We start from the raw sequence: 11,778 nt of genomic DNA on the forward strand, positions 1-11,778 counted from the left end.
CGACCGCCGTACCGACGGCGGCTACCAGGGCGGGCGCGACTCGCGCGACGACCGTGGGAGCTCGCGTGGCGGGTACCAGGGCCGGGACGACCGTGGCGGTCGTGACGACCGTGGTGGTTCGCGTGGCGGCTACCAGGGCCGGGACGAGCGCGGCGGTCGTGACGACCGTGGCTCGGCGCGTGGCGGCTACCAGGGCCGTGAGCAGCGTGACGACCGTGGAGAGCGTGGTGACTCTCGCGGCGGCTACCAAGGTCGCGACGACCGAGGTGGCTCGCGCAGCGGCGGGTACCAGGGTCGCGACGATCGTGCAGGACGCGACGGATCGCGGAGCGGCGGCTACCAGGGCCGTGAGCAACGCGACGACCGTGGCGGTTCGCGCGGCGGTCCCGCGCGCGGCCCGCGAGACGACCGCGGCGGCCGTGACGAGCGTGGCGGCCGTGACGAGCGCGGCGGCGATCGTCCGTACCGTGGCCGACCCGACGCCGGGGGACGTGGTCCTCGAGGGGGCGGCCGGTCATGACCGACGCGCACCGCGCCTCCTCGGCTGACGATGCCGCCACGCTCGACGCGCCGATCGACGACGCGCAGACGGCTGGCGCGCTGACCGCTGACGCGCTGACGTCCGGCAGCCGGCGGCTGGCAGGCCAGGTGCGCATCGTCGGTTCGGGTCTGCTCGGTGCCAGCATCGGTCTGCGACTGCGTCAGCACGGGGTCGACGTCATCCTCGACGACGTGTCGCCGGCCGCGCGCAGCCTCGCCGTCGACTACGGCGCCGGGCGGGCACCCGCTGACGGCGACGACCCCGTGCTCGTCGTCGTCGCCGTGCCGCCCGACGTCACCAGCGACATCGTCGCCCGCGAACTCGACGCCTGGCCCGAGGCGCTCGTGACCGACGTCGCGTCGGTCAAGGTCGCCCCGCTCGCCGAACTGCGGGCGCGCGGCGCCGACGTCTCGCGCTACATCGGCTCGCACCCCATGGCCGGGCGCGAACGCGGGGGAGCCGTCTCGGCTCGCGCCGACCTCTTCGTCGGTCGGCCCTGGGTCATCGCCGGGCACGACGACATCACGTACCGACGCGCCGCCGCCGTCGAGGACCTGGCGCTCGACCTGGGCGCGACCCCGGTCGAGATGACGCCGGAAGAGCACGACGCCGGCGTCGCCCTCGTGAGCCACGCACCGCAGGTCGTCGCCTCGCTGATGGCGACCCGGTTGCGCGACGCGCCCGACGCCTCGCTCGGTCTCGCGGGCCAGGGCGTCCGGGACGTCACGCGCATCGCGAGCAGCGACCCGGTGCTCTGGACGCAGATCCTCGGGGCGAACGCCTCACGAGTGGCCGACGTGCTGCGCGACCTTCGCGCCGACCTCGACCGGGTCGTCGGCGCCCTCGAGGCCCCGGACGCTCCCGGCAGCCGGCGCACCGTGGCCGAGAGCATCGGCGCGGGCAACGGCGGCGTCGCCCGTCTGCCCGGCAAGCACGGACAACGGACCCAGTTCAGCTCGGTGATCGTCATGGTCGACGACACCCCCGGGCAGCTGGCCCGCCTGCTCACCGAGATCGGTGAGATCGGCGTCAACCTGGAAGACCTGCGGCTCGAGCACTCGCCGGGTGCGCAGGTAGGACTCGCGGAGGTATCGATCGTGCCCGAACAAGAAGACCGACTCGTGACCGAGCTCGAAGCCCGGGGCTGGACCGTCGCGGGGGCGTTCGCATGAGCGGCGACCCCCGGGCCACCGGCCCCGTCGGCTCGGCCGACGTCGACCCCGAGCGTTCGCCGGGGGAGCACGGCGTCGGCGGTCCCGCCGGCGAGGCCCACGTCGAAGAGCTGCGCGCCGAGACCGCCGAGGCCGTGCACCGCCACGTCGTGGTGGCCGTCGACGGACCGGCCGGAAGCGGCAAGTCCAGCGTCAGCCGCGCCTCCGCTGCTTCCCTCGGCTTCGACTACCAAGACACGGGGGCGGCCTACCGGGCTTTCGCCCTGCACGCCCTCGACAGCGGCGTCGACCTCGACGACGCCGAGGCCGTCATCGCGGTCTTGCCGACGTTCCACTACGCGATCGGGATCGACCCGGCCCGCGCCTCCTCGGTGACGATCGGTGGTCGCGACGTGACGGACGAGATCCGTACGCCGCGCGTGACGACCGCCGTCAGCCACGTGGCCAAGGTGCCCGAGGTCCGCCGGTTCATGGTCGACCTCTTCCGCCGCATCATCGCGTCGACCGACAAGCCGGGCATCGTCACCGAGGGGCGCGACATCACGACCGTCGTCGCACCGGATGCCCAGGTCAGAATCCTGTTGACCGCCAGCGAAGCCGCTAGAATGGCCAGGCGTTCGGCCGAGGTGACCGGGCAGAGTGCCGAAGAGACAGCTCGGCAGCTCTCGACCCGCGACCGGCTCGACAGCAAGGTCGTCGACTTCATGACCGCCGCACCCGGCGTCTCCACCGTCGACTCCACCCAACTCGACTTCGACCAGACCGTGCAGGCCGTGGTCGAGCTCGTGCGAGCGAGCACCCCCATTTCTTAAGGAAGTCCCCATGGCAGACGACGACAAGTACCCCGAGCTCGACGAGCAGATGGTCGACCGCATCCAGACGATGCCCGACGAGGACGCCGACCAGCGCGCCCGGGCCCTGCGTGCCGGCCTGACCGACTACGACCTCGACGAGGGCGACATCGACGTCCTCGAGGGCGCCGAGTGGGACCCTGACGCACTGACCTACGCCCCGGCGCTGCCGGTGCTGGCCATCGTCGGCCGACCGAACGTCGGCAAGAGCGCCATGGTCAACCGCATCCTCGGGAGGCGCGAGGCCGTCGTCGAGGACAAGCCCGGTGTCACGCGCGACCGCGTCTCGTACAAGGCCGAGTGGGGCGGACGCCGCTTCACCCTCGTCGACACCGGCGGGTGGGAGCCCGACGCGATCGGCATCGACCGCTCGGTCGCCATGCAGGCCGAGATCGCGGTCGACCTGGCCGACGCCGTGCTGTTCGTCGTGGACGTCAACGTCGGGGCGACCGCCACCGACGAAGCCGTCGTGCGCATGCTGCGGGCCTCGCACAAGCCCGTCATCCTCGTCGCCAACAAGAGCGACGACGCCCGCAAAGACCTCGAGGCCGCGTCGCTGTGGTCGCTGGGGCTCGGCGAGCCGTTCCCCGCGTCGGCCCTGCACGGCCGCAACGTCGCCGACCTGCTCGACCTCTGCATGACCAAGCTGCCCGCGGTGTCGACCGTGGCCAAGCAAGAGATCGGCGGCCCGCGTCGCGTCGCGATCCTCGGTCGACCGAACGTCGGCAAGAGCTCGCTCCTCAACAGGGCTGCGGGCGAAGAGCGCGTCGTCGTCAACGAGCTGGCCGGCACGACCCGCGACCCCGTCGACGAGCAGGTCGAGATCGCCGGTCGTGTGTGGACCTTCGTCGACACCGCCGGAATCCGCAAGCGCGTCCACCTGCAGCAGGGCGCCGACTTCTACGCGTCGCTCCGCACCTCGGCAGCGCTCGAGAAGGCCGAGGTCGCCGTCGTCGTGATCGACGTCACCGAGCAGATCTCGACGCAAGACCTGCGCATCATCGACCTGGTGCTCGAGTCGGGCCGTGCGCTCGTGCTCGCGTTCAACAAGTGGGACCTCTTGGACGACGACCGTCGCCGCTACCTCGAGCGTGAGATCGAGCAGGACCTCGACCATGTGTCGTGGGCCCCGCGCGTCAACATCTCGGCCCGCACGGGTCGTCACCTCGAGAAGCTCGTCCCCGCCCTCGAGCTCGCCCTCGAGTCGTGGGACACCCGCATCCCGACCGGCAAGTTCAACGCCCTGCTCGCCGAGCTCGTCGCCGAGCACCCGCACCCGCTGCGGTCCGGCAAGCAGCCGCGCATCCTGTTCGGCACCCAGGCCGCGAACCGCCCGCCGACCTTCGTGCTCTTCACGACCGGGTTCCTGGACCCGCAGTACCGCCGGTTCATCACGCGGCGACTGCGCGAGATCTTCGGTTTCGAGGGCACGCCGATCACGGTGAACATGCGCGTGCGCGAGAAGCGCAAGCGCCCGTAGTCCCTCTCTCGTGCCTGTCCCGTCGACGGATCGGCACCGCCCGCAGGCTCGCCTGTGGACTGAACGCCCGGTTGTGGATCGTTTCCACACCGGGCGTTCTGCATTGCTAGGGTGGCTCCCATTGGCCGCGATATTTGAATGTCGCATGATGGAGGGCGAGGGTGCATGGCAGACCTGGTGGTGGACGAGAAGACGTTGACGTCCGTTGCGTGGCGGGTGTCGACGGCGGCCGTCGACGCCGAGGTGTCGGCGACGCTGACACTCAGGACGGCGGCCGACGTCGGCTCACCGACCGTGGCGGGGGTCCTCGACGAGGCGACGGGGCAGTTGGTGAGACGGGCGGGGTTGGCCGTCGAGGCCATCCAGGCGGTGGGTGACTTCACGACGACGTTCGTGCGCGAGTTCGAGCAGGTCGAGTCCCGGCTCGCTGCCGGCCTGCCGGCGGACGACCTGGCAGGGGCGGGGTCGAAGTGAGCACCGACGACGACCCGGGCGTGGGCTCGGTGGAGGGCATCAGGCAACTCGCCAAGACGAGGCGAACCGAGGTCGACGACCTCGAGGTGGCTGCCTACCGGTTGGCCGAGGCAGCGAGTTGGGGTGCCGAGTGCTGGCGGGGTCGGTCGGGCGAGCAGTTCGTCGCGTCGATGACCGACGTGTCCACCGAGGTGAGTGCTGTGGCTCGGGGCCTCGAACACCATGCGGCGGCGCTCGAGGCGTATGCGGTCGACGTGTCGTTGATCCAGGGGTCTCAGCAGACCCTGGAGGCGCGGCGTGCGATGGCCGAGCAGAACATCCTCTCGACGGGGGTCGCTCTGAAGACGATCATGCGCGAGGCGCAGGACGCGGCGCGGGACGACCTGATCGGCATCGTCGTGGAGTCCGAGTACCGCTCGGGTGAACGGTCGACCTTGCAGCGTCGCATCGACGACGAGCAACGAGAACTCGAGGTCGTGGCGGGTTTGTGGGCCGACCTGGTCGAAGAGCGGGCTGCGGCTGATCGCCGGTGCATCGCTGCGCTGCAGAGCCCCGAGGCGATGGGGGCGTTGCCGCAGGTGACCGGGGAGGCCCTGGCCGCGGGGGCGTCCGAGGAATTGCTGGCGTTGCTGGCAGGGCTCTCGGCCGCCGAGCTGACGATGCTGCTCGAGCAGCACCCCGAACTCGTCGACAAGGCGTTCCTGGCCGATCCCGAGCGGGTGCGGGCCTGGTGGGACGAGCTCGGGCAGCAGGGTGCACGGAACGCCGACGACTTGACGGCGGTGCAGGTGGCGCTGGTGCGAGGGGCGCCGGCGATCATCGGAGCGCTCGACGGTCTGCCGCCGTCGGTGCGGGTCGCGGCGAACGTGTTCAACGCGAAGCGTCGGATGGCCGAGATCGACGAGATGGTGGGGCCGATCAAGCGGCGGGGGCTGGAAGGCGACGATGAGCTGCTGGCCGCGCTGGCGCGCGAGCGCGCGTACCTCGGGCGAGCGGTGGCGGAACCGCCGACGGTTCAGCTGTACCTCTTCGATCCGTCGAAGAGTCGCATCATCGAGATGATCGGGGACTGGAACGAATCGACCAGGACGGTGCTGACCTACGTGCCGGGGACGCTGACGAAAATGGATTCGTTCTACCGCGAGCCCGGAACGGTGCAGCAGATGGCATGGTGGCTGCACGACAGCGACGCAAGCAAGACCACCGTCGCGTTCGTCTTCAAGGACGGATTCTTTCCTGGAGGGGCGGAGGGCGGGAAGAACCCCGCCGAGTTCGTCGGCGCCTTCGCCGAGGCGAACGACCCCGAGTTCGCTCGTAAGGCGAGCAAGACCCTGTATGACTTCCAACGAGGATTGGCGGTCGACCCGGTCTCGCTCAAGCCCGGCCATCGAGAGATCGCCATCGGCCACAGCTGGGGGCTCGCGAACATCACCTCGGCCGAGGTGCGGGGTGCCACCTACGACAAGGTGATCTCGCTCGCCGGTGCGGGCATGCCGCCCGAGTGGCAGGCGCGTCCCGGGACGACTTACACCGACTACAGCTACTGGGACTTCCTTCAGGCGGCCCAGCGCACGGGTGGTGTCTGGGAAGGTCGTAACCCGAACCGGTCGGATGAGTTCGATTCCAAGGGGTACTACCTGGGCCCCGAAGACCTCAAGCTCGGTGACTCTGGATGGACGATCGTCCCGCCGTCGAGGATCGACGACAACCATGCTCTCGTCGCCGAGACGGGGGCAGACAATGATCAGGTCCTGACTGACCTGTGGGAGGAACTGTACGGCCATGACCAGTAGGCGGTCGTCACCTGTAATAGCGCTGTCCGCAACGATCGCACTGGGTCTCGCAGGATGTTCTGCTCATGTCTCATCTTCACGAGAGGGAAGTCTCATGTCCGAAGGGGCGACCGCCGTCGACCTGCCAGCACTTCGCGAGGGCATTCGTGCATCGCAGCGGGCGCTGGCGCAGTTCGTGCCCGAAAATCACGTGCTGAGCGTGGACGAGTCTCCGAATGGCGTTTTGATGTCATGCCCTGGTCAAACACATCGATGGACTGGCGTAACCACGGTCGAGTATTCGGCCGGCTTCGACATCGATTCCCTGTACGCAACTATGGAGGAAGGCCTGGCCGAGTCGTCGGAGTTCTCGACGAAACGGGAAGAGAGTCGATGGGGCGGTGATCGGCTCGTCGTGGAGGATGCTGCCGGAACGCGCTACACGATTCGCCACGTGCCCCAAGCGTCAAAGGTTCAGATCGCCGCGAGTTCATGGTGCTTCACGGTTCAGCCCGGGCAGACGAACGGTGGTCAGTTCTGAGGGTGGGGTAGTGCGTCATTGGCGTTCTGCAGGCTCTCGTATCTCCTGATGTAGGCGCAGCCGACCGGTGGTGTCTGGGGCGGGCGGAACCCGAACCGGTCGGGAAAGCTCGAAAGGCGTGGTTGCTTTGTGAGTCCCCTTGACGTGGAACTGGAAGAAACCAGGCCAGCTACAGCCCGGTCTGGAAGCTAGACGACAACCATGCGGTCCTCGCGCATTGAGGCAATGACAATGCGGTCGCGACAGCTGCCCTGAAAGAAGAAATTCACCTCAATGATTCGAAATGATGTGGGGCGCATCTCGGTACGGTGTGCAGCCTTGTTCGTAGTGGTGTCCTGCCTCGTCGTGGGTTGCGCAAGGGAAACCCCGGAAGGGCTCGAGCAGATGAAATACATAGACGAGGAGACCGACCGAGTGGATCTTCCGGCCCTGAAACGCGACATCATGGTGACTCAACGAGAACTGGCATCCATGGGGGATGCGGAGAGCATCGTGGGCATTCTGGAGCCAGCCGAAGGGGTCCTGATGTCGTGTTCCGGGGGGCGACACCAATGGACGGGGTCGACGACGATCGAGTACGCCGAAGCCCCAGAACAAGAGGCGTACTTCTCCCTGGTGGAATCGCAACTGGCTGACTCCGCGGACTTCCGTACCGAACGGGTGTTCACGCCTGACGGCAGAGACGAATGGCTCGTTGTGTGGAGCAGAGATGGAACCCGATATTCCATCACGGTCTACACGGGGCGCTCGAAGGTGCAGGTGTCGTCGAGTTCGTGGTGCTTCACGGTTCAGCCCGGGCAGACAGAGGGTGGTGAGTTCTGAGGGTGGGATAGGGCACCATTGGTGTTCGTGAGACGAGCGGACGGGGTGCGAGGGTGACGGGCGCTGGGCTGTGGCACCGCGCCTCCTCGGGGGTGGGGTTGTCGGCCGCGGCCGACCGGGTGTGGCAGCGGCTGCAGCTCGACCGGCTCGCCGGCGGGCGGCACTCGGGATACGTGATCCACGAAGACATGCGGCAGCACCCGCGGACCGTCCGCAGCTTCGTCGGCATCCGGTGGTTGCTGTTCGGCGAGACCGTCGTCGGACTGACCGCCATCTTCATCGCCGCCGTCCTCACCAGCCGCGGAGAACACGTGCCGTGGGCGGTGTGGTTCCGGTCCACCGTCGTCCTCTTCATCACCGCCTCGCTCTACGTCTTCGCCTGGCGGGCACAGCTCGGCTACTACTGGGCCTACTCACGCCTCCGCCTGTTCAGTCGCATCTTTCCAATCGTGACGCTGATCGTCGCTACCATCCCCGGGCTCTACCCCGGATGGATGGTCGTCGAGCAGATCGTCTTCTCGCTGCTGATGATCGGCATCGGCGACCTGCTCACCAGTGACCACATGCGCGCGGCGTTCCCGCGGCCGGCCAAGCCCGGCGTCGCCGACAGCGCGAGCTGAGAGCCCGCTCGCCCCGCATCACGCCACGAGGTAAACAACCCGCCATGCGATTCCGTGGCGGGTTGTTTATTTCGTGGCGGCCAGGCGGGCACGCGGGCAGGCGGGCAGGCGGGAAGGGAGGAAGGCGGGAAGGCGGGGAGGGAGGAAGGCGGGAAGGCGGGGAGGCGGGTACGCGGGCAGCCTGGCAACCGAGCTGGCGGGCGCGCAGGCGGGAAAGGCGGGTACGCGGGCGGCCTGGCAGCCGAGCTGGCGGGCGGGCGGGCAGGCGGGCAGTCGAGCAGCCGAGCTGGCGGGCAGGCGGGCAGTCGAGCTGGCGGGCGCGCTGGCGGGCTTGCTGGCGGGGCAGGCAGGCGGGCCAGCGGGGCGGCCGCAGGCCCGAGGAGGCCCGGTCTAGTCGCCCGCGCTCGGCGCCATCTCGACGTCGGCGGGCTCGACCACGTGCCCGTCGCCCGTGACGAACGCGACCCGCACGGGTTCGCCCGACCGGGCGACGCTGAACCGGCGTGCGGCGCCGTCGGGGTGCGGATCGTGCTCGTCGCCCCAGACGGCGAGGGCGGCCAGCACGGGAGCGAGGTCGCGGCCTGCGTCGGTGAGCAGGTACTCGACGCGCTCTCGGGCCCCGTCTTCTCGGTAGGTCGATCGCTCGAGCACGCCCGCAGCGACCAGCGAGTCGAGCCGCGCGGTCAGCACGTCGGGCGACAGGCCGAGCCGCGCCCGGAACTGCGAGAACCGCGTGTGCCCGAGCAGCGCCTCGCGCACGATGAGCAGTGCCCAACGCTCGCCGAGCAGGTCCAAGCTGCGCGCGATGCCGCAGCGCGGGTCGAGGGGTCCACGAGATGCCATGCCGACACCCTACCTCGATAGGCTTTTCGTATCCAGGGTGCTAGCGTCGCCGTCATGCCTCGTGATCTCGCTGCGTCCGTTCGTCCCACCGGGCCGGACCGGCTCGCGTTCTGGACCTGCGCCTCCGTCCTCGCCCTTGCCCTGTGGACGAGCGCCGCCGCGACGCCGGTCTACCCGCTCTACGCGACGGACTGGCAGCTGACGCCCTTCGTCACGACCGCGATCTTCGCCGTCTACCCGCTCGTCCTCGTCGTCGTGCTGCTCGTCTTCGGCAGCCTGAGCGACACGATCGGTCGGCGGGCGAGCATCCTGCTCGGCGTGAGCGCGTCGATCGTCGGCGTGCTGCTGTTCGCCCTCGCGTCCGACGTCGGCTGGGTGCTGGTCGGCCGCGCGTTCATGGGCCTCGGCGTCGGCCTGTCGCTCAGCCCCGCCACGGCCGCCATGATCGACATCGCCGGGCCCGTCAACTCGGCCCGCACCGGAGCCATCAGCACCGCCTCCACCGCCGTCGGCCTCGTCTTCGCGACGCTGCTCGGGGGAGCGCTCGTCCAGTACGCGCCCGAACCGCTGCACCTCACGTACTGGGTGCTGCTCGTCGTCGAGGTGGGCGTGCTCGTCCTCGTCTGGCGTCTGCCGCGGGACCGGGACGAGCAGGCCGGGCGCTGGAGGCCACGGTGGCCGAGCGTGCCACGCGCGCTCCTCGGGGCCGTGGGGGCCGCGGCCGTCTGTGTCAGCGCCTCCTACGCTCTCGGTGCGGTCGTGCTCTCGCTCGGAGCCGAGATCGGCGTGACCTTGATCGGCAGCGACAACGCGTTCGTCACCGGTGCGGTGATCGCCCTGTCGATGGTGGTCATCGCCGTGGTGGCGCTGGCGTCGCGACGGGTGCCGGTGGTGGTCGCCGTCGTCGTGGCGGCGGTGGCGACGGCGCTCAGCTTCACGGCGCTGGTGCTGGCCGCGGCACAGCAGTCGTTGGGATTGTTCCTGGCGTTCTGCGTGCTGTCGGGGGTCGGCTACAGCCTGTTCTTCGCGTCGGGGCTGGGGATCGTGTCGCGGTTCGCTCCGGAGCATCACCGGGCCGGGACGCTGTCGGCGGTCTACCTCGTCGCCTACCTGGTGCAGGGGGCGACCGCGCTGTGGCTCGGCGCGCAGGCGACCCGCGGAGGGCTCGAGAGCGCCGTCGACGTCGGCGCCCCGGCCATCGTCGGGCTGGCGCTCGCGGCGATGGTGGCCGTCGTGGTCGTGATGCGCGGGCGGGAGCGGCGCGGGCGGGTCGCGGCCTAGGGGCGGCCTGCGGCCGTCGGCACAGCCTGCGGCGGTCGGCAAGTCTGCTCGGGCAGGTCGCGGCGGAGGGCGGCCGGGAGAGCGCAGGAGGCGCGGGTTGGGCGGGAGGCGCGGCGTGCGGACGGTGCGTGCGCCGGAGGCGCGGGTCGGGCGGGAGGCGCGGCGTGCAGACGGTGCGAACGCAGGAGGCGCGGGTCGGGCGGGAGGCGCGGGGTGCGGACGACAGGGGGTCGGCTTGCATCCCGCCACGAGGTAAACACTCCGCCACGCGATCTCGTGGCGGCGTGTGTACCTCGTGGCGGGGTGGGGCAGACCACGACGCCAGGAAGTGGTCACCGCGCCAGGACTAGTCCTGGCGCTGTGACCACTTCCTGGCGTCGTACGCGGGCGGCGCGGCTGCCGGCCCGCCGCCTACCGCCAGCGCCGCAGCGCGACGCGCTGCACCACGTTCAGCACGGTGTCGCTCAGCGTCCCGAGCAGCGCCAGCAGCACGATGGCGAGGAAGATCCGGTCGACGCGTCCGTTCGACTGCGACTCGGTCAGCAGGAAGCCGAGGCCCATCGACGACGCGATCAGCTCGGCCGCGACCAGGAACAGCCACGCCTGCGCCAGCGCCAGCCGCAGTCCCGACACGAGCGACGGCAGCACGGCCGGCAGCTGCACCCGGGTGAAGAGCGAGACCCGCCGCAGGCCGTAGGCGCGTCCGGCCTCGACGAGCTGCGGGTCGACGTGCCGCAGCGACCCCGCGACCGTGGTGAACACCGGGAACGCCGCACCGATCGCGATCAACGTCACCTTCGAGTCCTCGCCGATGCCGAGGTACAGGATCAGCAGTGGCACCCAGGCCAGCGACGGCACCGCGCGCACTGCCGCGATCGACGGTGCGAGCAGCGCCTCGCCCACCCGCGACAACCCAACGACGGCGCCGACGACCAGCCCGATCACCGATCCGACCACGAACCCGATCAGCACCCTCTGCAGCGAGATGGCGACGTAGAGGCCGAGCTGACCCGTGGCGGCGAGGTCGACTCCTGCCCGCACCACGTCCGCGGGGGACGGCAGACGGTACGAGGGCACTCCGCCGACGGTGGTGGCGAGCACCCAGGCGGCCAGCACGGCGGCCGGCACGAGCACCCCGAGCAGTGCCAGGCGGCGGGGAGGGGGCGCGCCCGGAGTGGCCGGACGTCGCGGGGCGGGCGACCCGGACGAGGAGGCGCGGCGTCCGTTCTCGGCGACCCGCGCCTCCTGCGGTCCGGACGGGGAGGCGCGGTGCGCGTCGGAACCGACCCGCGCCTCCTCGAGGGGGGTGCCGGTCACGGCGTGGCTGACGTCGCCGCGCCAGGCTCCGTCGACGACGGTGCCGGAGCCGAGCGTCGCCTCA

General features: G+C 70.3%; 11 protein-coding genes. 9 read left to right on the forward strand and 2 right to left on the reverse strand.

The genetic code is table 11. From position 1 onward, the window contains the following. Window positions 1-516: 516 nt before the first annotated feature. The 8 genes from SJY14_RS07970 (at window position 517) to SJY14_RS08005 (ending at window position 8,273) form a co-directional block, all read left to right on the forward strand. Window positions 517-1,713: a prephenate dehydrogenase gene (locus tag SJY14_RS07970; RefSeq protein ID WP_396600233.1), complete on the forward strand. Its 1,197-nt coding sequence runs from the start codon at window positions 517-519 to the stop codon at window positions 1,711-1,713. Beyond that, on the forward strand, window positions 1,710-2,525 hold the full coding sequence (gene cmk / locus SJY14_RS07975; RefSeq protein ID WP_177174799.1) for a (d)CMP kinase: 816 nt from the start codon (window positions 1,710-1,712) through the stop codon (window positions 2,523-2,525). The genes SJY14_RS07970 and cmk overlap by 4 nt, the downstream gene beginning before the upstream one ends. A 70-nt stretch (window positions 2,526-2,595) precedes the next feature. Next, window positions 2,596-4,044 carry a ribosome biogenesis GTPase Der gene (gene der, locus SJY14_RS07980; RefSeq protein ID WP_369814173.1) on the forward strand — a complete coding sequence of 483 codons (1,449 nt, stop codon included), beginning with the start codon at window positions 2,596-2,598 and terminating at the stop codon, window positions 4,042-4,044. 165 nt (window positions 4,045-4,209) lie between these two features. After that, on the forward strand, window positions 4,210-4,518 hold the full coding sequence (locus SJY14_RS07985) for a hypothetical protein (protein WP_071255965.1): 309 nt from the start codon (window positions 4,210-4,212) through the stop codon (window positions 4,516-4,518). Continuing rightward, window positions 4,515-6,311, forward strand: coding sequence for a hypothetical protein (locus SJY14_RS07990; RefSeq protein WP_071255967.1), 1,797 nt, complete (start codon window positions 4,515-4,517; stop codon window positions 6,309-6,311). Before SJY14_RS07985 ends, SJY14_RS07990 begins: the two co-directional genes overlap by 4 nt. A gap of 94 nt (window positions 6,312-6,405) precedes the next feature. Beyond that, window positions 6,406-6,831, forward strand: coding sequence for a hypothetical protein (locus SJY14_RS07995; protein WP_143048644.1), 426 nt, complete (start codon window positions 6,406-6,408; stop codon window positions 6,829-6,831). Window positions 6,832-7,149: 318 nt separating this feature from the next. Then, window positions 7,150-7,653: a hypothetical protein gene (locus SJY14_RS08000; protein ID WP_143048645.1), complete on the forward strand. Its 504-nt coding sequence runs from the start codon at window positions 7,150-7,152 to the stop codon at window positions 7,651-7,653. Between the two features lie 53 nt (window positions 7,654-7,706). Continuing rightward, window positions 7,707-8,273, forward strand: coding sequence for a hypothetical protein (locus SJY14_RS08005; protein WP_255364232.1), 567 nt, complete (start codon window positions 7,707-7,709; stop codon window positions 8,271-8,273). Between the two features lie 390 nt (window positions 8,274-8,663). On the opposite strand, the gene SJY14_RS08010 is transcribed toward SJY14_RS08005, so the two are convergent. Further along, on the reverse strand, window positions 8,664-9,116 hold the full coding sequence (locus tag SJY14_RS08010; RefSeq protein WP_071255972.1) for a helix-turn-helix domain-containing protein: 453 nt from the start codon (window positions 9,114-9,116) through the stop codon (window positions 8,664-8,666). A gap of 54 nt (window positions 9,117-9,170) precedes the next feature. Between SJY14_RS08010 and SJY14_RS08015 the strand changes: the two genes are divergently transcribed. Then, window positions 9,171-10,397: an MFS transporter gene (locus tag SJY14_RS08015; RefSeq protein ID WP_396600234.1), complete on the forward strand. Its 1,227-nt coding sequence runs from the start codon at window positions 9,171-9,173 to the stop codon at window positions 10,395-10,397. Between the two features lie 411 nt (window positions 10,398-10,808). On the opposite strand, the gene SJY14_RS08020 is transcribed toward SJY14_RS08015, so the two are convergent. Then, a complete protein-coding gene (locus SJY14_RS08020) occupies window positions 10,809-11,714 on the reverse strand; it encodes an ABC transporter permease (RefSeq protein WP_396600264.1) in 906 nt (301 codons plus the stop codon). Window positions 11,715-11,778: the final 64 nt, after the last annotated feature.

It is taken from the genome of Frigoribacterium sp. R86507 (assembly GCF_044597695.1).
In the GTDB taxonomy this organism is placed as follows: Bacteria; Actinomycetota; Actinomycetes; order Actinomycetales; family Microbacteriaceae; genus Frigoribacterium.